Annotated in this window: 19 protein-coding genes; 7 read left to right on the top strand and 12 right to left on the bottom strand. The window is 60.6% G+C overall.

All coding sequences use genetic code 11. From position 1 onward, the window contains the following. Positions 1 to 79 precede the first annotated feature (79 nt). Both R2E40_RS07775 and R2E40_RS07770 read right to left on the bottom strand, forming a co-directional pair. Positions 80 to 2,176, bottom strand: a complete 2,097-nt coding sequence (locus tag R2E40_RS07775) for an ATP-binding protein (RefSeq protein WP_318165154.1) — start codon at positions 2,174 to 2,176, stop codon at positions 80 to 82. Positions 2,177 to 2,194: 18 nt separating this feature from the next. Continuing rightward, positions 2,195 to 3,379 (bottom strand): FIST signal transduction protein, encoded by a 1,185-nt coding sequence (locus R2E40_RS07770; RefSeq protein ID WP_318165153.1) that lies wholly within the window; start codon positions 3,377 to 3,379, stop codon positions 2,195 to 2,197. Positions 3,380 to 3,493: 114 nt separating this feature from the next. Between R2E40_RS07770 and R2E40_RS07765 the strand changes: the two genes are divergently transcribed. After that, positions 3,494 to 4,405 (top strand): gluconeogenesis factor YvcK family protein, encoded by a 912-nt coding sequence (locus R2E40_RS07765; protein WP_043167498.1) that lies wholly within the window; start codon positions 3,494 to 3,496, stop codon positions 4,403 to 4,405. Positions 4,406 to 4,455: 50 nt separating this feature from the next. Here R2E40_RS07765 and R2E40_RS07760 read toward each other — a convergent pair whose 3' ends face one another. The 3 genes from R2E40_RS07760 to lpcA all read right to left on the bottom strand — a co-directional run bounded on the left by R2E40_RS07760 (position 4,456) and on the right by lpcA (position 6,610). Further along, positions 4,456 to 4,791, bottom strand: a complete 336-nt coding sequence (locus R2E40_RS07760) for an Hpt domain-containing protein (RefSeq protein WP_011705471.1) — start codon at positions 4,789 to 4,791, stop codon at positions 4,456 to 4,458. A gap of 321 nt (positions 4,792 to 5,112) precedes the next feature. Beyond that, complete coding sequence (locus R2E40_RS07755) at positions 5,113 to 5,892, bottom strand: class II glutamine amidotransferase (RefSeq protein ID WP_042067710.1); 780 nt, start codon at positions 5,890 to 5,892, stop codon at positions 5,113 to 5,115. Positions 5,893 to 6,031: 139 nt separating this feature from the next. Continuing rightward, complete coding sequence (lpcA, locus tag R2E40_RS07750; RefSeq protein ID WP_011705469.1) at positions 6,032 to 6,610, bottom strand: D-sedoheptulose 7-phosphate isomerase; 579 nt, start codon at positions 6,608 to 6,610, stop codon at positions 6,032 to 6,034. A 244-nt stretch (positions 6,611 to 6,854) separates the two neighbouring features. Here lpcA and fadE point away from each other — a divergent pair, with 244 nt between their 5' ends. Both fadE and R2E40_RS07740 read left to right on the top strand, forming a co-directional pair. Beyond that, positions 6,855 to 9,311, top strand: coding sequence for an acyl-CoA dehydrogenase FadE (gene fadE / locus R2E40_RS07745; RefSeq protein ID WP_318165152.1), 2,457 nt, complete (start codon positions 6,855 to 6,857; stop codon positions 9,309 to 9,311). 165 nt (positions 9,312 to 9,476) lie between these two features. Next, positions 9,477 to 10,994, top strand: a complete 1,518-nt coding sequence (locus R2E40_RS07740; RefSeq protein WP_011705467.1) for an HD domain-containing phosphohydrolase — start codon at positions 9,477 to 9,479, stop codon at positions 10,992 to 10,994. Between the two features lie 81 nt (positions 10,995 to 11,075). On the opposite strand, the gene R2E40_RS07735 is transcribed toward R2E40_RS07740, so the two are convergent. Together R2E40_RS07735 and dnaQ are read right to left on the bottom strand one after the other, a co-directional pair. Beyond that, positions 11,076 to 12,341, bottom strand: a complete 1,266-nt coding sequence (locus tag R2E40_RS07735; RefSeq protein WP_318165151.1) for a TIGR03503 family protein — start codon at positions 12,339 to 12,341, stop codon at positions 11,076 to 11,078. Further along, positions 12,338 to 13,072, bottom strand: a complete 735-nt coding sequence (gene dnaQ, locus R2E40_RS07730; RefSeq protein ID WP_011705465.1) for a DNA polymerase III subunit epsilon — start codon at positions 13,070 to 13,072, stop codon at positions 12,338 to 12,340. Before dnaQ ends, R2E40_RS07735 begins: the two co-directional genes overlap by 4 nt. Positions 13,073 to 13,124: 52 nt before the next feature. Here dnaQ and rnhA point away from each other — a divergent pair, with 52 nt between their 5' ends. Beyond that, the gene (gene rnhA / locus R2E40_RS07725; RefSeq protein ID WP_029303441.1) at positions 13,125 to 13,589 is read left to right on the top strand and encodes a ribonuclease HI; all 465 of its coding nucleotides are present in this window, start codon (positions 13,125 to 13,127) and stop codon (positions 13,587 to 13,589) included. 55 nt (positions 13,590 to 13,644) lie between these two features. On the opposite strand, the gene R2E40_RS07720 is transcribed toward rnhA, so the two are convergent. Further along, the gene (locus R2E40_RS07720) at positions 13,645 to 14,367 is read right to left on the bottom strand and encodes a class I SAM-dependent methyltransferase (RefSeq protein ID WP_016350242.1); all 723 of its coding nucleotides are present in this window, start codon (positions 14,365 to 14,367) and stop codon (positions 13,645 to 13,647) included. Positions 14,368 to 14,438: 71 nt separating this feature from the next. Here R2E40_RS07720 and gloB point away from each other — a divergent pair, with 71 nt between their 5' ends. Together gloB and R2E40_RS07710 are read left to right on the top strand one after the other, a co-directional pair. Beyond that, positions 14,439 to 15,203: a hydroxyacylglutathione hydrolase gene (gene gloB, locus R2E40_RS07715; RefSeq protein WP_318165150.1), complete on the top strand. Its 765-nt coding sequence runs from the start codon at positions 14,439 to 14,441 to the stop codon at positions 15,201 to 15,203. Positions 15,204 to 15,273: 70 nt separating this feature from the next. Beyond that, positions 15,274 to 16,821, top strand: a complete 1,548-nt coding sequence (locus R2E40_RS07710; RefSeq protein WP_011705461.1) for a LysM peptidoglycan-binding domain-containing protein — start codon at positions 15,274 to 15,276, stop codon at positions 16,819 to 16,821. Between the two features lie 85 nt (positions 16,822 to 16,906). Here the strand turns inward: R2E40_RS07710 and R2E40_RS07705 are convergent, their stop codons facing one another. After that, the gene (locus R2E40_RS07705; RefSeq protein ID WP_016350239.1) at positions 16,907 to 17,752 is read right to left on the bottom strand and encodes an endonuclease/exonuclease/phosphatase family protein; all 846 of its coding nucleotides are present in this window, start codon (positions 17,750 to 17,752) and stop codon (positions 16,907 to 16,909) included. Positions 17,753 to 17,863: 111 nt separating this feature from the next. Here R2E40_RS07705 and R2E40_RS07700 point away from each other — a divergent pair, with 111 nt between their 5' ends. Next, positions 17,864 to 18,088 carry a hypothetical protein gene (locus R2E40_RS07700; protein ID WP_005299261.1) on the top strand — a complete coding sequence of 75 codons (225 nt, stop codon included), beginning with the start codon at positions 17,864 to 17,866 and terminating at the stop codon, positions 18,086 to 18,088. A gap of 6 nt (positions 18,089 to 18,094) precedes the next feature. On the opposite strand, the gene yciA is transcribed toward R2E40_RS07700, so the two are convergent. The 3 genes from yciA to R2E40_RS07685 all read right to left on the bottom strand — a co-directional run bounded on the left by yciA (position 18,095) and on the right by R2E40_RS07685 (position 20,688). Further along, on the bottom strand, positions 18,095 to 18,490 hold the full coding sequence (gene yciA / locus R2E40_RS07695; protein ID WP_005299258.1) for an acyl-CoA thioester hydrolase YciA: 396 nt from the start codon (positions 18,488 to 18,490) through the stop codon (positions 18,095 to 18,097). Between the two features lie 128 nt (positions 18,491 to 18,618). After that, on the bottom strand, positions 18,619 to 19,431 hold the full coding sequence (locus tag R2E40_RS07690) for an SDR family NAD(P)-dependent oxidoreductase (RefSeq protein WP_158197627.1): 813 nt from the start codon (positions 19,429 to 19,431) through the stop codon (positions 18,619 to 18,621). 258 nt (positions 19,432 to 19,689) lie between these two features. Next, positions 19,690 to 20,688 (bottom strand): LacI family DNA-binding transcriptional regulator, encoded by a 999-nt coding sequence (locus R2E40_RS07685; RefSeq protein WP_024943788.1) that lies wholly within the window; start codon positions 20,686 to 20,688, stop codon positions 19,690 to 19,692. Between the last annotated feature and the right edge of the window lie 124 nt (positions 20,689 to 20,812).

Genomic DNA, 20,812 nt, shown 5'->3' with positions numbered 1-20,812 from the left:
ATCGTACAACCCGATTTATCCCGTGCTCTCTTCAGTATTTGCTGAAGAATTGGTCAACCACCCAGGTTGACCATTTTTTTTAGCTGCGATCCGGCGCTGCGGGCTGAAAATGGCGCTGCAGACACTCCCGCAGCCGCATCAGGCTTATCGGTTTGGCCAGAAAGTCATCCATCCCCTGGGCCAGGCAACGAGCCCTGTCTTCCGCCATGGCGTTGGCCGTCAGCGCCACGATGGGCACGCTACAACCCAGTTCTCGCAGACGCCGGGTCGCCTCCAGTCCATCCATCTGCGGCATCCGCATGTCCATCAGGATGAGATCCGGCCGTTGTTCCGCTACTTGGGCCAGCGCCTCCAATCCGTTGGCCGCGACTCTGACCCGGCTCACCAGCTTTTGCAGCATGAGCGATACCACCAGCTGATTGACCGGACTGTCTTCCACCACCAGCACATCCAGATCCTGAATCGGCTGCTGATCCGGCTCGGGCCGGCTGCTGCATTCACATGGCAGCGCCATGCCCGGCAAATCGAACCAGAAGCAGCTCCCCTCACCGGGGGTACTGCGCAGCTGAATGCTGCCGCCCATCAACTCCACCAGCCGCTTGCTGATGGCCAGCCCCAGCCCGGTGCCCGAGAAACGGCGGGTGGCCGAACTGTCGACCTGAGAGAAGGGTTCGAACAGCAGCGCTTGATCCTCGGCCGAGATACCGATCCCGCTGTCGGTCACCGAGACCCTCAATTGCTGTTCATGCCAGCTCAGTTGCAGCAACACGCTGCCCTGACTGGTGAATTTCACCGCGTTGCCGAGCAGGTTGCTGATCACCTGGGAGAGGCGCACCGGATCCCCCTGCAACTGGGCTGGTACGGCGTCGTCTACCTGCCAACGCAGGTCGATGCCCTTGCTGCCCGCCTGCGCCAGCAACGGCTCGATGAGGGACTGACAGAGCTGGGCCGGCTGCAGCGTCTCGCAGTGAAACTCCAGGGTATGGGATTCAATCTTCGAGAAATCGAGTACGTCGTCGATGATGGTCTGCAGCAGGCGAGCCGCATGGGTGGCGTGGCCCAGCAGCGTCTGTTGCTGGGGTTCGAGCTGGGCGTGTTGCAGCAGATCCAGCATGCCCAGCACCGCGTTCATGGGAGAGCGGATCTCGTGGGTCATCATGGCCAGGAACTGCGACTTGGCGCGGTTGGCCGCTTCCGCTTCGTCCCGCGCCCTGGCCAGCTCCTGCTCACGGCGGATCTGGTTGCCCACATCCCGCGCCGTGCCGCGATAACCGATGAAGGCGCCGGCGGCATCGAAACAGGGTTCGGCGTTGATCTCCATCCAGCGCGGCCCCTTGGCCAGGCTGACCTGGGCCCGCACCGCCCGCACCGGCAGGTGCAGACCGATAAGCCGGCGATACTTGCCCCATTCGGGGTCGCGCCTGTCATGGGCGTAATCGTAGAGGCTCTGGCCGGGTTGATGCACCAGCATGTCTCCCTGCTGACCGGGGGCCGATACATAGCTCAGCCGGTGCTCGGTATCTGTCTCCCAGAACCAGTCGGACGCCATGCCGGCAAAGCTGCGAAAACGCTGTTCGCCCGCTTGCAGCGCCAGCGTTTTCAGCTCGACCTGTTCCTGCAGGCGGGCTCGATAGGCGATGTTGACCAGCGCCTGAGAGATGAGCGGACGACAGCGCTGCATGGCCGCCTTGCTCTTGAGATCGAAGGTCCCCATCACGGCGTGACGGCAGATGAGCACGCCGGAAAAACCGGGAGCGCGCAAGCCCGTCATCATGACGCTGGCCCAGCCCTCAACATCGGCCAACGGCGCCAGTTCCGGCAACTGGGTCGGATCATAGATGACCAGGGTCTCTCCCTCGATGGCGCGAGAGAAGAGCTGGGTCAGCTGCCAGCTGCGCCCCACTTCGCCATCCTGGGTGCTGAGGTGGGTAATGCCGCCCTCTCCCTCCCAGGCCACCACATCCGCATGTTCGAAGCCGATGAAAGGCTTGAGCACCTGAATGAGGCTGTCCAGCACCTGTTCCAGCGTCTGGGCATCGGCCAGCGTCGCCACCCCGCACAACAGGGTTTGCGACTCCTGCCTGTATTTGGCCTCCCGTTCCCGGCAACGCACCAGCTCCACCAAGGTGGTCTGCAGCTTGTCGCCGAGGGCTTCCAGTTCCGTGTTACCTATCATCTTGTTTCCAGCGCAATGTCAGCTGTCGAGGAAGATCACGCTCGAGACCATCAGGTTGCCGTGCGCCAGCTCACCATGGGGCAGGCGGCCCTGCTCGCCGAAGGTGAACGGGGTGATGAAGGGGATGTCCCCCAGCCGGGTATGAAATTGATCGACAAATTGGCATAAGCTATCACCAAGAGCCAAGCGACAACCAGCACAAAAAATCACAAGGGCGCCAAACGGCTGCATCTCGGTGGCCATGCCGTACTCGGGTTCGATGCGGGTTGCATTCAGACTGCGTTGCAGCAAGCCCTCCTGGCTGCTGTACATCAGCAGCAACCGCTCCCCGACCTGAGTATCGGTAAAGAGGCGCAATCCGCCACCTTCTGTCACAGCCTCCGGGTGGGAGAGCTTGTAATAGGGCATGTCATCCAGGGTGCCAACCTGTCTGGCCAGCGGCGACAGGGTGGTCTCCCGCAGGATGGGGCCCACCGGCCAGGGGGTTGTCCGTCCGCTCCAGCGAGCATAGACCTCGGCTGCGGGCTCATGATCGATGGTGAGGATCTCCCGTCCCGACAGGGCCGTGATGGTGCCGCGATATTCGGTGGGGACATAGCCGGAGTGAAACTGGAACGCCAGTTGGCAATCGGGATAGAGCACGGCCAGCGCGACGCCTTCGCGGGTACTGCCCTCATCCCAGCACAGCTGCCAGTCACCGTTGACACTGTTGTCGGCGGCGGAGCCCCCGACGACCGGGACCGTCGTGCCCAGCTCGGCTTCGATGCTCTCCAGCATCGCCTCCTCCTGGCCCGGGCTTGCATGCAGCAAGATGAGTTGTGGCAGCTCGCCGGGGCGCCCCCCATCGGCGATGGCACTGCGCAGCAGCTGGCGCACATCCACCGCATCCCCCGCCTGGCCCGCCACGCCGTAGGCTCCCTTCTCATCGTAGATGGCCGCCACTGCCAGACCGATCCCCTGGCGGGCATGATGGCCGGTCTGGGTCATGACCCCGCCACAGGAGCTGCAACCGATCATCCGAGACGACGGGAACTGCTGTTTGAAGTGATGGCGCAGTTCCTCGGCATCGTGAGCCTGAGTAAAATAGACCAGTAACAGCGAAGGGGAATGAGGTGCTTGAGCGAGCAGCCGCTCACAGACCTGCCGGGCAGCCAGCAGGGAGGTCTCTTCAAGAGAGTGAGCCGTCAGGAAGTTCAACACCATCTCCTAGTTGTTCATGATGCTGGGGGGTAAGCAAAAATCATACCTTAATCAAACAATTATCCCGTCTTATCGATTAGAATCACACTCAATTGAGCCCAACCCCAGGAAAACGGCATGTGGCAGAAGAACATCAATGATTTTGACCGGGTCGTCGCCATCGGTGGCGGCCACGGCATGGGCCGCGTGCTCTCTTCACTCTCGTTTCTGGGATCGCGCCTGACCGGCATCGTCACCACCACAGATGATGGCGGCTCTACCGGACGACTGCGCAAGAGCCAGGAGTGTATCGCCTGGGGGGATCTGCGCAACTGCCTTAATCAACTGGTGACCGATCCCAGTATCGGCAGCCTGCTGTTCGAATATCGGTTCGCCGGTCGCGGCGAACTGGCGGGCCACAACCTCGGCAACCTGATGCTGCTGGCGCTCGACAACCTCTGCGTGCGCCCTCTTGATGCTATCAAGCTCATCAGCGACATGCTGAAAATAGAGTCACAATTGTTACCCATGTCTGAATTTCCCACCGACCTGTGCGCCCACACGGCCTGTGGCAACCAGATCCTGGGGGAAGTTTCCATCGATCAGCTCGACACCCCGCCGCTCTCCCTCAGCCTGAGCCCGGAGGTACCGGCCACCCGCGAGGCGGTGCAGGCATTGGCGCAAGCCGACATGATCATCCTCGGCCCCGGCAGCTTTCTTACCTCCATCATGCCGCCCCTGCTGCTGGCTGAGGTGGCCCAGGCCATCAACGAGAGCGATGCCATGCTGGTGTTCATCTGCAATCTGGTCGCCGAAAACGGTCCTGCCAGCCAGCTCAGCCTGCACAATCAGTGGCGCTGGCTGGAGTCACGGGTCGGAGCGGGTCGGGTCGATGCCATTCTGGCCCCGGTGGGGGAATATCCGGCAGAGCTGGCTGGCCGATTGATCCTGGCCGAGCTGGGCGAGGCCGCCCTTCCCCATCGGCACGATCGCCTGAAATTGAAGCTGGCACTGGACAGGGTTATCCAGCAACTGGTCAATCAACGCTAACGGGGGGTAGAGGATGGCAAGTCCGGCGCCGATGCGCCGGCTGCAGGGGCTCAGTGATAGTTGGCGAGGTGGGAGAGCACCTGGGGTAGGGATTGCTCCAGCTCGGTCAACAGACGGGCGACTTGCTCGCCGTCTTCATGTTTGCAGGCTTGTTCCAACGCCACCACCTGCTGGTAACTGAGCTGGGCGCCATAGCTGCCGCAGGAGGACTTCATGCTGTGGGCAAGCCGGGCCAGTGCGGGCCAGTCCTGCTGTTCATAGAGCGGGCGCAGCTGGGCCAGCTGTTCCCCCACCTCTTCGATGAAGACCGAGATCACCACCGGCATCATCTCCTGGCCGATATCTTCCGCCAGCTGTCGCAACACCTTCTGATCCAGCCACTCCATTCCGTCATCCTCCTGATGGTATTCAAACAGACCATACTATAGATGCCTGGCACGACTCAGTCACGTTTCATCGCCGTCAGAAAATCGAACTCAAACGGGACTTTCATGAGAAAAGCGTGATCAGGATCGCCTAACCAGACAATTGATGGCCGAGTTGCAACATAAATGTTGCCATTAAATTAACAATTAAATAACAATGGCAGCCGTGAGAATGATGCGACTCAGCAACACCTCTCTCATCCCTTTTGCCTGTATGGCTGCTGCGAAGAACCAGGGTAGGATTCTACCCTGGTATTTTTTTATCTCTGGATCAGCTAATTATCACTGCTGATTGGCACCCACCCGCTCACCCAGTCGAAACAGACTGAACTCGCCCGGCGCCATTTTTACCCAGTCTTCATTACCGGTCAGCGGCCGGGTCGCAATCAGGGTCACCACATCGTCCGGTGTCGTCTCGCTCTGAAAGTCGATGGCGACATCTTCATCCAGCAGACGGGCCTCCCCGAATGGAGCGCGCCGGGTCAACCAGTAGAGGTTGTTGCTGCAGTAGGTCATCACGAACTCCCCATCCGACAGCAACATGTTGAATACCCCCAGGCCGCGCAGCTCGTCGCACAGGGTCGCCAGGTAGCGAAACATGGCGGGGAAGTTGGCAGGGCGTCGGGGATATTTTTGTTCCAGCCGATCGAGCAGCCAGCAGAAGGCGTGTTCGCTGTCGGTGTCGCCCACCGGTCGATGGCGGCCGGTGGCCAACCCTTTGTAACCCGTCAACTGGCCATTGTGGGCAAAGGTCCAGTAACGACCCCACAGCTCGCGGGTAAAGGGGTGGGTATTTTCCAGCGAGACGCAGCCACGGTTGGCCTGCCGAATATGGCTGACCACGGCGCGGCTCTTGATGGGCAGCGCCTGCACCAGCCTGGCAATCGGTGACTGGGCGCTGGGCTCGGGATCCTTGAAGGTACGAAAGCCTTTCCCTTCGTAAAAAGTGATGCCCCAGCCATCTTTGTGAGGCCCGGTCTTGCCGCCGCGCAGCATCAGGCCGGTGAAGCTGAAGCAGATATCGGTCGGCACATTGGCACTCATGCCGAGCAGTTCGCACATAGGCTGCGGGCTCCTTGCTTACTTGACCATCTCATTGCCAATCGGCCGGCTCAGCCTGCGCTGACACCGGCCGCTCGCGCAAGATCCCGCCGGGACACGGCCAGACAAGGCACGACTATCCCGGCTCGAGATCCCTGCCTTACTTGGCCATCTCTTTTTCGACCAGCTGGATCAGGATGTGGATCACCTTGATGTGCACTTCCTGAATGCGGTCGGCGTAACCAAAGTGCGGCACCCGGATCTCGACATCGGCCAGACCGGCCATCTTGCCGCCGTCCTTGCCAGTCAGCGCAATCACCTTCATGCCTTTGGCATGGGCGGCTTCGATGGCTTTCAGGATATTGCCGGAGTTGCCGCTGGTAGAGATGCCGAGCAGCACGTCACCACGACGGCCGACCGCTTCCACGTAGCGGGAGAAGACATAGTCATAGCCAAAGTCGTTGGACACACAGGAGAGGTGGCTGGGATCGGAGATGGCGATACCGGCATAACCGGGGCGGTTCTCGCGATAACGGCCGGTCAGCTCTTCGGCAAAGTGCATGGCGTCGCAGTGGGAGCCACCGTTGCCACAGGAGAGTACCTTGCCTTCCTGCTTGAAGGAGTCAGCGAGCAGCTTGGCGGCCGCTTCGATGTCCTTGAGATTTTGCTCATCTGCCAGGAACGCCTGGAGCACGCTGGCAGCTTCGGTCAATTCATTGCGGATCAGTTCTTGGTACATGATGTCTCTTCCAAAATATGGGCCGCGCCATTGTCGCACAAGCCAATCCCGGAGTCGCCCCCTGCCCGTCAAGAGCCCCTCTGCAGGACGTTATGCCGATCACAGAGCCAAGGTAACAAGCTTGTAAACAGCTTGATAAGTTTGTGCGTATGAATTACAACAGGGACCACATCCAACAGGTCAGACCTCTGGATCAGTTCAACCATATTCACCCAACTTCGGCAACTCATGCAAGGAGCGAAAAATGACGACGACCCTCACTCTGCTCGGAGTGATCCTGGTGATCGGCGCCATGGCTTATCGCCGGGCGTCTCTGTTCACCTCCACGCTTGCCACCGCAGCAGCCCTGATTGTCGGCACCCTCTATGGCCACGTCCCCCTGCTGGTCTGGGCGCTGTTTGTCGTGATCGCCATCCCCCTCAACCTGGTGGATTTTCGTCGCAACCAGCTGACCAAGCCGCTGTTCAAACTTTACAAATCCATCATGCCGGAGATGTCCCGCACCGAAAAAGAGGCCATTGAAGCGGGCACCACCTGGTGGGAAGCAGACCTGTTTGCCGGCAACCCGAACTGGAAGAAGCTGCACGCCATTCCGGTCAGCACGCTGTCTGCCGAAGAGCAGGCGTTTATGGACGGTCCGGTTGAAGAGGTGTGCCGCATGGTCAACGACTGGGAAGTGACCCACGAGCGGGCCGACCTCTCTCCCGAAGTGTGGCAATACCTGAAGGACCACAAGTTCTTCGCCATGATCATCAAGAAGAAATACGGCGGGCTGGAATTCTCCGCCTATGCCCAATCCTGCGTGCTGCAAAAGCTGTGCGGCGCCAGCGCCGTGCTGGCCTCCACCGTTGGCGTACCCAACTCGCTGGGCCCGGGTGAGCTGCTACAACACTATGGCACCGACGAGCAGAAGGATTACTACCTGCCCCGTCTGGCAGTTGGCAAGGAGATCCCCTGCTTCGCCCTGACCAGTCCGGAAGCAGGTTCAGACGCCGGCTCCATCCCCGACTTCGGTATCATCGCCAAGGGTGAATGGGAAGGGGAAGAGGTGCTCGGCATGCGCCTCACCTGGAACAAGCGCTACATCACCCTGGCCCCCATCGCGACCGTGCTGGGTCTGGCCTTCAAACTGCGCGACCCGGATCACCTGCTGGGTGACGAGGAAGAGCTTGGCATCACCTGCGCCCTCATTCCGACCCACATCAAGGGGGTCGACATCGGCCGCCGCCACTTCCCGCTCAACGTGCCGTTCCAGAACGGTCCGACCCGCGGCAAGGACGTGTTCGTCCCGCTCGACTTCATCATCGGCGGCCCGGCCATGGCCGGTCAGGGCTGGCGCATGCTGGTGGAGTGCCTCTCGGTCGGACGCGGCATCACCCTGCCCTCCAACAGCACCGGCGGCGTCAAGATGCTGGCCCTTGCGACCGGCGCCTACAGCCGTATCCGTCGCCAGTTCAAGCTGCCCATCGGCAAAATGGAAGGGATTGAAGAGCCGCTGGCCCGCCTCGGTGGCAACGCCTACATCATGGGGGCCGCCGCCAACCTGACCGTGACCGGCATCGACCTGGGCGAGAAACCCTCGGTCATCTCTGCCATCGTCAAATACCACCTCACCGACCGCGCCCAGAAGTGCATCATCGATGCCATGGACATCCACGGCGGCAAGGCCATCTGCATGGGCCCCAACAACTATCTGGCCCGCGGCTATCAGGGTGCCCCCATCGCCGTCACGGTGGAAGGGGCCAACATCCTGACCCGCAGCATGATCATCTACGGTCAGGGCGCCATCCGCTGCCACCCGTACGTGCTGCCGGAGATGCTGGCCGCCAGTCACCCGGATCAGGAGCAGGCCCTCAAGGATTTCGACAAGGCGATGTTCAGCCACGTCGGCTTTGCCATCAGCAATCTGGTGCGCAGCTTCTGGTTAGGGTTAACCGGTGCCCGCTTCGCCGCCGCGCCGTTCAAGGATCAGACCAAGGGCTACTACCAGCAGCTCTCCCGCCTCTCTGCCAACCTGGCCTTCCTGTCAGACATGGCGATGGGCACCCTGGGGGGCGAGCTCAAGCGCAAGGAGCGGGTCTCCGCTCGTCTTGGCGACGTGCTGAGCCAGCTCTATCTGGCCTCCAGCGCCCTCAAACGCTATCAGGATGAGGGTCGTCAGCACGCCGATCTGCCGCTGCTGCACTGGGCGCTGCAAGATGCCCTGTTCAAGGCGCAGGAAGCCATCGACGAGTTGCTGCGCAACTTCCCGAATCGCTGGATTGGTCTTGCCCTGCGCGTCATCGTGCTGCCGCTGGGTCGCGACCTGAAACGCCCGAGCGACAAGCTGGACAGCCAGGTCGCCCGCCTGTTGCAGACCCCGAGCGAAACCCGCAGCCGTCTGGCCCAGGGTCAGTATCTCACCCGCGAAGAGGGCAACCCCTTCGGCCTGCTGGAGCAGGCGCTGGACGACGTGCTCTCTGCCGAGCCGCTGTTTGAGAAAGTATGCAAGGCTGACGGCATCAAGCGTCCGTTTATGCAACTGGACAAGGTGGCAGAGATCGGCCTGGCGCTGGGAGTGCTCAACCAGACCGAAGCGGACCTGCTGCGCCGCGCCGAAGAGAGCCGCTTGCGCACCATCAACGTCGATGATTTTGATCCCATCGACCTGGTGGCCAACAAGACACTGTTTGAGCCATCGGCCTATCACAGAGCCGCCTGACAGACACATTGATAGTCAAACGCCTCCCATGTGGAGGCGTTTTTTATGGGGCTGAAGCAGGATGACGACAAAGAGATTTCACAGATCAAATTTTATTTCTCAATAAGTTTCCTATCCTTAGTGAAGCAGTTAATGTAAGCACAGGATCCCAAACAGGATTGCATGATGGATGACCAAATCCTGATTATTGACGATGACGATCTGCCCCTTCTCGATGACCAGCAGGCTGGATGGAAGGTGATGATTGTGGACGATGAACCCGAGGTTCATCGCATCACCAAGATCACCCTGAGCAAGTTTGAATTCGATAATAGACCCATTGAATTTTTGCATGCTTATTCAGCCGCCCAGGCCAGGGAGTTGCTCGCCAAGACCCCGGACGTAGCACTGTTGCTGCTGGACGTGGTCATGGAGGTCGATCACGCCGGCCTCGATGTGGTCAAATTCGTGCGCGAGGATCTGCAAAACAAGATGGTGCGCATCGTGCTACGTACCGGCCAACCCGGTCAGGCCCCGGAAGATGACGTGGTCACCAACTACGACATCAACGACTACAAGGACAAGACCGAGCTCACCTCCCAGAAGCTGCGCACCCTGCTGCGGGCCAGCCTGCGTTCATATCGCGACATTCGCACGCTGGAGAGCAATCGCCAGGGGCTGGAAAAAGTCATCGAGGCCTCCAAGGGGATCTTCGAGAAACGGGCGCTGCGCCAGTTTGTGGAAGGGGCTCAGGAACAGCTCGGGGCCCTGCTCAGTCTGGAAGAATCGCAAATCTACGACGTGAAGCAGTTCGCCTACGAAGTGCGGGATCAAATTCTGGAGCCCCTGCTGCCGGGCCACCCGTCACTGCGGCTGGCGGACGCTCCCTCCATTCTGCGCCAGGCCATGGCCAATCGTGCCAACGTCTATGACGGCAACCAGATGGTGCTCTACTGCCAGAACCCCCGTCATCACCTGCTGTTTCATATCGAGACCACTCGCCAGCTCAGCCAGATGGACATGGGGCTGCTCAGCCTGTTTACCGAAAACATCATAGTGGCGCTGGAGAACATCCGGCTCAACGAAGTGATCGCCGACAACCAGCGCGAGATCATCTATCGGATCGGCGAGCTGGTGGAGACCCGCTCCAAGGAGTCCGGCCTGCACGTGAAACGGGTCGCCCTTTACACCGAGCTGTTCTGCCAGCTGCTTGGCATGAGCGAGGAGCAGAGCGAGCTCATCAAGCGCGCTTCCCCGCTGCATGACATCGGCAAGGTGGGCATTCCGGATGCCATCCTCCACAAACCGGGCAAGCTGACCCCCGAGGAGTGGGAAATAATGAAGACCCACGCCCAGCTGGGGCAGGACATGCTCTCCGGCAGCGATCTGGCGCTGTTCCAGATTGGCGCCACCATCGCCGGCAACCACCATGAAAAGTGGAATGGCAGCGGCTATCCCCGTGGCCTCAAGGGTGATGCCATTCCGCTGGAAGGACGGGTGGTGGCGCTGGCTGACGTGTTTGATGCGCTCGGCTCGGATCGCTGCTACAAGAAGGCCTGGCCGCTGGACAAGGTACTGGCGCTGATCCAGGAGGAGAAAGGTCAGCACTTCGATCCCCAGTTGGTAGAACTGATGCTGGCCAACCTCGACAAGTTCCTCGAAATCCGCGATCAACACAAAGACATCTACGTCGGGGAACATTGATGCTGAAGGGTTGCAGCTAACCCGCTTCCCCACAAATAACAAAGCCGCCTCGATGGGCGGCTTTTTCATGCGGTTACCCGGTTATTGTTCGGGCAGGTTCAGATCCAGTTTGGCTTCCGGCTTGGCGCTTTCGCTCTCGGCTTTCTGCGCCGCCATCGCTTTTTTCAGTGCTCGCCGCTTTTGCAGCAAGATGAAACCGACACCGCCCAGCAAGACCAGCAGGATACCGACCCCACCCAGCAACCAGATCAACCAGCCGCTGCTCTGCTTTTCCTCGAATTTCACCTGGTTGGGCACTGCAGCCGAGGTTTCAGAAGCCGCAGAGGCCGCCGATGGCTCAGCCGCCAGCACCGGGAAGATATTGAACGATTTCACCGGCAGCGTGACCTGGATCTCGCGGCCCAGCCGGGTGGTGCCAAACAGGGTGGCGTTCACCTCATACTGGCCAACCTCCTTGATGGCGGAGAGATCCACTTCCACCCGGGGTTCAGTCGCCACCGCATTGAACGCCATGCTGGCTCCTACCGTGTTGGTCGCCTTGCCCTCAATGACCACGGAGGCCGGATCCAGCTCATCCGCATCGATCAGGAAGGAGAGCTTGGCGCCAAACTCCTGCGAGGGAGGTGCCAGGGTATAGCTGACCGGCAACGGGTAGATCAGCACGTCCTGATAGCGAGCGCGGGAAAACACCTGATTGCCCGTGCTGTACATGGCCCGGTATTTTCCCGCAGCCACATCCAGTACCGCCTCGGCTGTCATGATGCCGTCACCCGGCACCTCGTCGAGCCCCTTGCCATCGTCACGATAGTGGCCGAGCACTTCGTCAACGATGGGCTCACCCTCCTGCTTGGCGTCGTTGAAACGCTGCAATCGCACCGTCATGCCAAGGTCGGTCAGGTAATAACCCGCCTTGGGCGGCGCATCGTCGATCAGCAGCCAGGACTTGAGCTTGACCCTTTCCCCCTGATAAAGCTGGGTCGGCAATTGATCGGTTTCCAGCCTGATGTTCGACAGCAGGCGCACCCGGTTGTCCGGGTCCACCTCGCCGATGGCCTGCCAGGGGCCCGGCATGGGATCACGGATGGTGATGAGATCCTGATCCTTGAGCGCCAGCCAGCCCACATCGGGGGGCGTCACCTTGCCCACATAGAGCTTGCTGCCGTCCGGACGCACCAGGATCACCGACGGGGTGCCCGGCTTGCGCGTCACGATGAAGGTGATCTCTTTCACCCCGTAATCGATGCGAAAGCGATTGTCGAGCAGAGGAATGTCGGAGGGGGCAAACACCTCGTTGGCCGAGGCCGTCAGCGAGGCCAGCAACAGCAGGCCGCCCCATAGCTTGCTCATTGCCGCCACAGGCAGGCTCCTCCTTTTTTCTGCACCAGATCCAGCCGCGCTTCGTGCACAGCCTCAATCTCGGCGCTGGCACGGATCACCTTGAGCGGTGGGCGATTGCTCTCCAGCCGGCGGATGCTGGTGTCCTGGTTGCTCTCATTTTCACTGCTCTCGGTAGCCAGATTCAACTTGGTCTGGCCACCCGTCATCAGCAGGTAGACGTCCGCCAGGATCTCCGCATCGAGCAAAGCCCCGTGCAGGGTACGGTGCGAGTTGTCGATACCGTAGCGATCGCACAGTACATCGAGGTTGTTGCGCTTGCCCGGGAACAGGTCCCGCGCCATCGCCAGGGTATCCGTGATGCCACAGATGTCGGCAGTCTTGAAATTGAGGCCGAGCTTGCCGAACTCATAGTCCATGAAGCTCACGTCAAACGGCGCGTTGTGGGCAATCAGCTCGGCACCGCGGATGAACTCGATGAACTCGTCGGCGATCTGGCTGAACGACGGCTTGTCACGCAGGAACTCATCGGTGATGCCGTGCACCTGGATGGCCTCGGGGTCCACCAGCCGATCCGGCTTGATGTAGACGTGGAAGTGGTTACCGGTCAGCTTGCGGTTGATCACCTCCACACAGCCGATCTCGATGATGCGGTGTCCCAGATAGACGGGGCCACCGGCGGTGTTCATACCTGTGGTTTCAGTATCCAGAATGATCTGGCGATTCAGTTGGGGTGTGTTCATGATCCAATCTATGTCAAACTTCGGCTTTACCCGCTAGTTTACCCCAAGACTCATGCTAAAAAAGATCGATTTGTATACGGATGGTTCCTGTCTCGGCAACCCCGGCCCTGGCGGCTATGGTGCCGTCATGGTCTATGGCAAGCACCGCAAGGAGCTCGCCGGCGGTTTTCGCCTCACCACCAACAACCGGATGGAGCTGATGGCCGCCATTATGGGGCTGCGCACCCTGAACGAGCCCTGCCAGGTCAGACTCACCACCGACAGCCAGTATGTGCGCCAGGGGATCACCCAGTGGATCATCGGCTGGAAGAAAAAGGGGTGGATGACTGCCAGCCGCCAGCCGGTCAAGAACGTCGATCTCTGGCAGGCATTGGATGCGGAAGTGGCGCGCCATCAGATCGAATGGCTCTGGGTCAAGGGGCACTCCGGTCACCCGGAAAACGAACGCTGTGACGAGCTGGCCCGCGAGGCCGCCAGCGGCAAGCAGCTGGCCGAGGATACCGGCTACCAGCCCTGATCCGGGCCAGCCTCACCCGTGAGGGCCGCTCGCCCGCCGAGCCTCCAGAGACTGGCTACCAACCCTGGCGCGCCATGCCCGGCGTCGCTATCGACTCGGGCAAGCGCCAGCGGCGGCGCACCGGCGTCAACGGAAAGCGCCGCTTGCGCGCCGCTATCACGTAGACGGACGCAAACGGCCTGCAATAATCCCGCCCCACACTCTCCCGCCACCAGCCTATTCGGCTTTGCTTGCCCATGAACGAGTAGCCAAAGCGCTCGTCAAACATCACTTCACACCCGAGCAGCTGCAGCCAGTCGGTGACCCGCGCCGGAGTGAACATGCGGGCCGACCAGGGCAGATGTTGACGCAGGAAAGGCAGGCAGTGGCCGATGCCGACCAGGCTGAGCGGATTGTAGCCGCTGACGATGAGCCAGCCATCGTCGGTCAGCACCCGCTCCGCCTCGCGCAGCACCTGGTGGGGGTCTGGCGAAAAGTCGAGGCAGTGGGCCAGCAGGCAGGCATCCACGCTGCCGGTACGCACCGGCAAGGCCAGTGGGTCGCCCTTGAGATCCAGCAATCTGCCACTGGGGGCAACGCCTATCTGGTGGCGAATGGAAGAGCAGCCGCAGGAGAGTTCGGCGCTCAGCGCCCCGACTTTAAGCAGATGATAACCAAACAGATGTGGGCACCAGCTGTCGAGCCGTTCCTGGATCTCGGCCGCTACCCAGTCCCCCATGGGCAGTGCCGACCAGCTGGTCGGGATCTCGATTTGTTGTTCGGTACGTGCCACCTGCATAATAGGGCTCAACTTGGGGTTCGAACGCCATCCAGTTATATAAGATACCCTCCATAAAGAGAAGCAGACTCATGTATCCAGTGATCACAGTTCCTGCCTTTAACGACAACTACATCTGGTTGATCCGACACGAAAATCACTGCCTGGTCGTCGACCCGGGCGATGCCGAACCCGTGCTGGAGCGACTGGCCGCGCTGGACCTGCAACTCGATGCGATTCTGCTGACCCATCACCACCACGATCATGTGGGAGGCGTCACCGCCCTGCTCGGCCACTTCCCCCACGCCAGACTCTATGGTCCCAAACTTGACCCCATGCCCGCTCATCACGGCCAGTGGCTCGATGACGGGGATCAGATCAACTGGCATGGCCTGAGTCTCGAGGTGATCCATGTGCCCGGCCATACCCATGGCCACATCGCCTATTACGGCCACGGCATGCTGTTTTGTGGCGATACCCTCTTCAGTGCCGGTTGCGGCCGCCTGTTCGAAGGTACCCCGGCCCAGATGCACGCCTCACTGCAACGACTCGCTGCCCTGCCCGACGACACCCTCATTTATTGTGCCCATGAGTACACCCTCTCCAACCTGCGTTTCGCCTACGCGGTCGAGCCGGACAACCAGGCGATCCAGCAGCGGATCGGGCTGATCAGCAAGCTGCGCCAGCAGGGTCTGCCGAGTCTGCCCTCACGGCTGGGGGATGAGCGGGAGTTCAACGTTTTTCTGCGATGCGAACAGGATTCCGTGAAATTTTCTGCTGAGAAATACGCCTTAAAATGCTTGGAAAATCCAGAGGATACCTTCACCGTGCTGCGATCCTGGAAGGACGTTTTTTGAACAAACCTTGATCAGGGGGCCATTGCCCCTTATGATGCGAGCTGTTTTTCCTAAAGATGACCTGAGCGAGATGAAGGTACGAACGGCCTTATTGGCGGCGCTGTTTCTCAGCGGCTGCCAAAACCTGAGCCATCAGGATGACCGGGCGCTAACGGCAATCGAGCCGATCAAGTCCCCCCAAGTCAACAAAAAAGCGTATAAAAAGCATTCGGCGCGCTTCCTGTTCGGAGACGAACAGATCGACGAACTGGATGACACCGATAACCTGTGGGTGCGTATCAGCGATGATATGCAGTTTGATCCGCAGGAGAACGACCGTGTCCGCCAGCAGCGTGATTGGTTGCTGCGCAATGATAAGCATCTGGCGACCATTGCCAGCCGGGCTGAGCCCTACCTGTATCTGATGGTAGAGGAAATCGAACGGCGTGAGCTGCCAATGGAGCTTATTACCATCCCCATGATCGAGAGCATGTTCGATCCCCACGCCCGTTCCCGCAGCAATGCGGTGGGTCTGTGGCAGTTCGTTCCTGCGACCGGCAAGAACTTCGGCCTGCGCCACGACAACTGGTACGACGGCCGCCGCGATGTACTGGCCTCCACCAATGCCGCGCTGGATTATCTGGAGTACCTGAACCGTTTCTTCGACGGCGACTGGCTGCAGACGCTGGCGGCTTACAATGCCGGTGAAGGACGGGTGCGCAACGCCATCACCCGCAATCAGAAGGCAGGCCGACCGACCGACTACTGGTCACTCGATCTGCCCCGCGAAACCCGGATGTATGTGCCCAAGATCCTGGCCATGGCCGACATGATCCGCAACGCGGACAAGTACAATGTAACCTTGCCGGTACTGGCCAACAAGCCTCAGCTACGGGTGGTCAACACCGGCGGTCAGATCGATCTGAACGTGGCAGCCCAGCTGGCAGGCCTGCGTCCGGCTCAGCTGAAAGAGGTCAATCCGGCCCTGACGCGCTGGTCGACCTCACCCAAGGGGCCCTATCGCCTGCTGGTACCGGTCGAGTATGCCGATACCCTGGAGCTGGCCCTGGCCGATCTGCCCCAGAGCGAGCGCATCCGCACCCGCTCCTATCAGGTCACCAGCGGCGACACCCTCTCTCGCATCGCCCAGAATCACGGGGTGAGCGTGCAGCAGCTCAAGCTGGCCAACAACCTGAGTGGTAACCACCTGCGCCGTGGCCAGACCCTGATGATCCCGACCAGCGGCAGCAAGCCGGTGGTCAGTCAGAGCGCCCAGAGCAAGCCACAGCAACTTGCCAGCCGCAGTGCCGGCAAGATCCAGTACAAGGTGCGTGCCGGTGACAATCTGTGGAGCATCAGCCAGGCGCACGGGGTCACCCATGACGAGCTGGCCAAGTGGAATGGTCTCAATGCCAAGTCGGCCTTGAAGCCTGGCATGAAGCTGGTGGTCTGGCCCAAGCAGGGCAAGAGCAGCAACAAGTCCATGGTCTATCAGGTACGCCGCGGCGATTCCCTCTCCTCTATCGCCGCCCGTTTTCAGGTTGCCGTGATGGATGTGATGCGCTGGAATCAGCTGGGCAAGAGCGATTACCTCAAGCCGGGTCAGGAGCTGACCCTGTTCGTGAAGAACAACAGCTGATCGTTCATCGCTTCATAAAAAATACCCCGCCAAAAGCGGGGTATTTTTTTATCTGGCACAGGCCACCGTGGCGGCCTGTATGGCTTCAGGGAGTGATGGCCTGGGCCGCGAAACGGGCCATGATGGGGTTGTGATCCGAGGCATCAGTCGCCGGGCTGCTCACTTCAACCAGGTCCAGGTTGCGGTAGTAGAGGTGATCCAGCGGCCGGCCGAACGCGGTCCGGCGCAGATCCGGCACCGGGATCGCCTCCTGCAGTCCCAGTTCGCCCACCAGCTTGTTCAGCCAGAATTCGCGCTTGTCGCTCCAGGTGTTGAAATCCCCGGCCAGAATGACGGGACCCTGATGGCGATGGATCAGGGCGGTCAGATCGTTGAGCTGCTCGCGAAAGGTCGCCATCCCCAGCTCGAAATTCACCGCATGCAGGTTCACCACCAGCACGCCGTCAGGATCCCCCTGCAAGGGGTAGAGGCTAACCAGACCGGATTTGGGAATGCGCAGCAGCGGCTCGGGTGAGCGCACGCCGCACACGAACGCCTGTGGCGTCTTGGCGACCGTCATCACGCCGAAGGAGACGCCGCCCTGGGTAAAGGCTTGCAATTGCTGCCACTGGAAATCACCGGCCTTCAGCCATTCCAGCATGTCAGGGCGGGTCGCCGACTCCTGCAGCAGTACCAGATCCTGGGATTTGGCATACTCGTCGAGCCCCTCGCGCCAGTTTTTACGCTGACCCTTGTAGAGATTCCAGACGGTAATGCCGAACTCGCGTGGCAAGGCGGTGGAGGCCAGCGCCACCAGCGGCGGCTTCTGGCAGTTGGCGCCGGGAATGATGCCCTGCGCCGTGACCAGGTGATCCTGATCCGGCACCTCGAAACAGCCGACCAGTCCCAACGTCAGCAGCGACGTACCCAGAATGCGATAACTATTTTTCATTGGCTAACAACCACCTGCCTCTGCATTGTGTCCTGACCATCACAAATGTCATCGCTGCCGACTAGGCTGATAGCTCGTGTCCGGCCCGGCTCATCCAGAAGGAATTCAACGATGGCGAGACAGCACCAGTACCGCGTGACATTTTATGATCAACAAGGAAATTGTCATCAAGTGGAGCTTTCCACCGTCTATCAGATCAGACGGGATCCCCAGTGCGATCTCTGCCTGTTCGACACCCAGCAGTGCGTCGGCTCGGAAGAGATGCTGGAACGCATGATACGGCAAAAAACCGGGTTTGAGCAGGAAATATCCATCATCAACGCCCGGCTTATCTGAGCCGGATCAGACCGGTACCGGACGGGATTTTCCCTGTTCGTCGATGGCGACATAGGTGAAGATCCCTTCGGTCACACAGTAGCGCTGGGCCTCGTTTTCACGCAGCACCGGCTTGACCCACACCTCCAGCTTCAGCCGCATGGAGCTGCGACCGATCTTCAGACAGCGCCCGTAGCAACACACCACGTCGCCCACCTTGACCGGGCTGTGAAAGGTCATGCCCTCGACGGATACGGTACAAATACGTCCTTTTGCCAGCTCCTTGGCCATGATGCCCCCACCTATATCCATCTGGGACATGATCCAGCCCCCGAAGATATCGCCATTGGGGTTGGTATCGGCTGGCATTGCCAGGGTTCTCAGCAACAGCTCCCCATCGGGGTGACGTCTTGTATCTACCATCTTTACCGCTCTCTCTATATGGATGCGGCATGATAGGGGGCGAGCCCCCCCTTGGCAAACCTCAATTGCCCGCCGCGCCACACCATTAGAGCCGCCTGTGCCCCACTCTATAGCACAGGGCGGGATGCTCAGTGACCCCGGGCCGCCAGCTCGGCAAACCAGTGCGCCGGATCGGGCCAGCGATAGACAAAACCGAGCTGCTCGCAGAGGCGCTGACCCTCGACCGGGGCAAAGATCCCGGCAGGCTCGATAAAGACCGGGGCCGGCAGGCCCAGCTGGCGCGCGGCAAAGGGGTAGAACTGCTCCCGGCGTGGGTGCACCGGCGCACTCAGGTTGTAGGCATCGCCATCCTTTCCCTGCACCAGCAGCAGTTGGCAAGCGGCCACCACGTCATCCAGGTGCACCAGGTTCACCGCCTGACCGCCCCCCTCCAGGGTCTTGCCCGCCAGGAAGCGGCCGGGATGGCGCTGTGGCCCGTACAGCCCGGCCAGGCGCAGTACCATGGCACAGGGAATACCGGCCCCCATCGCCGCCTGCTCGGCGGCCAGCATCCGCATCCCGCGCTCGTGGGCAGGCATGGGGTGTTCATCCTCCCCCTGCCCCGGCGCCCAGACCGAGGTGGCACTCACGAACAGCAGCCGCTGCACGCCGGCGGCCTGCGCCAGTTCGGCCACCCGCCCGATGGCCGCCGGGTAATCCTCGACCTTGCTCGGCGGCACGCAGATCACCAGCTCGCGGCAGCGAAACGGCAGGGCGGTCAGCCCGATGCCCAGTTGCAGCGGCCAGGCCTGCAGCCCCTCTGCAGTCAGCTGCGCGGCTTTCTGATCCGAGCTGACCGTCACCGCCACCTGGCGACCCTCGGCCTGCAGTGCCCGGGCCAGCGGCAACCCCAGCCAGCCAGCGCCCACGATCCCCGTCTGGTATTCACTCTCTGTTGTCATGACAAAATCCTGGCAAAAAAAAACGGCCATCCATGATGACCGTCGAAAGTAACGAAGGAAATAGCTGGATTAACCAGTTACCTCCCACAGCGGGAAAATCGGGAGCGCAGGCTCCTAATTCGTGGGGCCTATGCTAGTGGCAGGCAGTCCAAAAAGCTTTGAAGCGGATCACAGTTGAAAAGGATTTCTGAAAACGCTTTCAATTTTTCCGCAAAACAGGGGAGCGACATTGGCCCATTCAGGGCCAATGTCGGCCACTCAGGCGACGGATTCCCGTCTGACCAGCTCGGCCTCGAACTTGAGCTCCAGCCCCTCGGCCGGTTTGTGATCCAGCAGGCTCAGCGCCAGCTCGGCAGCCCGGCCGCCCATCTCCTCGATGGGGTAACGCACCGTGGTGAGCTTGGGATAGATGTAGCGGGCATAGGGAATGTCATCGAAACCCACCACCGAGATCTGCTGCGGGATCTTGTATCCCCGCTCCAGCAGACAGGAGATGGCCCCCGCCACCATGGCGTCGTTGAAACCGAGCACGGCGGTAAACTCAACCCCCCGATCCAGCAGCTCGCCCATCGCCACGTAACCGCCGTTCTCGTCGGCGAAGGCGCGGCCGATGAGGGCAGGATCAAGAGCGATGCCGGCCCGCTGCAGGGCGTGATGATACCCCGCCATCCGCTGCTGGCCATCGACGAACTCTTCATCGTCCGAGGTGACGAAGGCAATCTTGCGATGGCCCGCATCCAGCAGGTGCTGGCAGGCGGTGGTGATGCCGGCCTGGTTGTCCAGCCAGACGCAGCGATCTTCGGCGCCCGGCACCTGGCGATTGATGAAGACCACCGGGGTGCTGCCCGCCACCAGCTCGCTCAGCTCCTCGTCGGGCAGCGCCTTGCTGTGCAGGATCAGCGCATCGCACTGGCGCTGCAGCAGCGCCTGGATGGCGTGGCGCTCGCGCACCTCGTCGTGGTTGCCGGACATGACGATGGTGAACTTGTCCGCCTTGTCCACCACGCTCTCGATGCCGCGCATCATCTGGGCGAAGAAGGGGCCACCACACAGATCCCCCACCAGCACACCGATGCAGTTGGAGCGCTTGCTGACCAGCGCCTGGGCAAAGCTGTTGGGACGAAAATTGAGTTCCTTCATGGCCGCCATGACGGCCTCACGCTTTTCTGGTGCCACCTGCGCCGTGTTGTTGATGACTCGCGACACAGTTGAAATGGACACATTAGCCAACCGGGAAACGTCTTTAATCGTTGCCACTATCAATTCCTTTGTTGGGGGAGCCTGTCTGTGTTGAACGGGCGATTATAACGAACCTGCCAGACCAAGAGATGGCGCCCGATCACCTGGCAGGTTTCCTTTTGTAACAAAACCTTATGGGATA

Source organism: Aeromonas sp. CD (assembly GCF_033349375.1).
Lineage (GTDB): Bacteria > Pseudomonadota > Gammaproteobacteria > Enterobacterales > Aeromonadaceae > Aeromonas > Aeromonas hydrophila.
Note: the sequence above shows the minus strand (reverse complement) of the source record. Positions and strands in the feature narration are given on the sequence as shown.

Excerpts from the sequence above, each read along its gene's own strand:
- R2E40_RS07775 (WP_318165154.1), bottom strand. The coding sequence starts at position 2,176 with ATGATAGGTAACACGGAACTGGAAGCCCTCGGCGACAAGCTGCAGACC.
- R2E40_RS07770 (WP_318165153.1), bottom strand. The coding sequence starts at position 3,379 with ATGGTGTTGAACTTCCTGACGGCTCACTCTCTTGAAGAGACCTCCCTG.
- R2E40_RS07765 (WP_043167498.1), top strand. The coding sequence starts at position 3,494 with ATGTGGCAGAAGAACATCAATGATTTTGACCGGGTCGTCGCCATCGGT.
- R2E40_RS07760 (WP_011705471.1), bottom strand. The coding sequence starts at position 4,791 with ATGGAGTGGCTGGATCAGAAGGTGTTGCGACAGCTGGCGGAAGATATC.
- R2E40_RS07755 (WP_042067710.1), bottom strand. The coding sequence starts at position 5,892 with ATGTGCGAACTGCTCGGCATGAGTGCCAATGTGCCGACCGATATCTGC.
- lpcA (WP_011705469.1), bottom strand. The coding sequence starts at position 6,610 with ATGTACCAAGAACTGATCCGCAATGAATTGACCGAAGCTGCCAGCGTG.
- fadE (WP_318165152.1), top strand. The coding sequence starts at position 6,855 with ATGACGACGACCCTCACTCTGCTCGGAGTGATCCTGGTGATCGGCGCC.
- R2E40_RS07740 (WP_011705467.1), top strand. The coding sequence starts at position 9,477 with ATGGATGACCAAATCCTGATTATTGACGATGACGATCTGCCCCTTCTC.
- R2E40_RS07735 (WP_318165151.1), bottom strand. The coding sequence starts at position 12,341 with ATGAGCAAGCTATGGGGCGGCCTGCTGTTGCTGGCCTCGCTGACGGCC.
- dnaQ (WP_011705465.1), bottom strand. The coding sequence starts at position 13,072 with ATGAACACACCCCAACTGAATCGCCAGATCATTCTGGATACTGAAACC.
- rnhA (WP_029303441.1), top strand. The coding sequence starts at position 13,125 with ATGCTAAAAAAGATCGATTTGTATACGGATGGTTCCTGTCTCGGCAAC.
- R2E40_RS07720 (WP_016350242.1), bottom strand. The coding sequence starts at position 14,367 with ATGCAGGTGGCACGTACCGAACAACAAATCGAGATCCCGACCAGCTGG.
- gloB (WP_318165150.1), top strand. The coding sequence starts at position 14,439 with ATGTATCCAGTGATCACAGTTCCTGCCTTTAACGACAACTACATCTGG.
- R2E40_RS07710 (WP_011705461.1), top strand. The coding sequence starts at position 15,274 with ATGAAGGTACGAACGGCCTTATTGGCGGCGCTGTTTCTCAGCGGCTGC.
- R2E40_RS07705 (WP_016350239.1), bottom strand. The coding sequence starts at position 17,752 with ATGAAAAATAGTTATCGCATTCTGGGTACGTCGCTGCTGACGTTGGGA.
- R2E40_RS07700 (WP_005299261.1), top strand. The coding sequence starts at position 17,864 with ATGGCGAGACAGCACCAGTACCGCGTGACATTTTATGATCAACAAGGA.
- yciA (WP_005299258.1), bottom strand. The coding sequence starts at position 18,490 with ATGGTAGATACAAGACGTCACCCCGATGGGGAGCTGTTGCTGAGAACC.
- R2E40_RS07690 (WP_158197627.1), bottom strand. The coding sequence starts at position 19,431 with ATGACAACAGAGAGTGAATACCAGACGGGGATCGTGGGCGCTGGCTGG.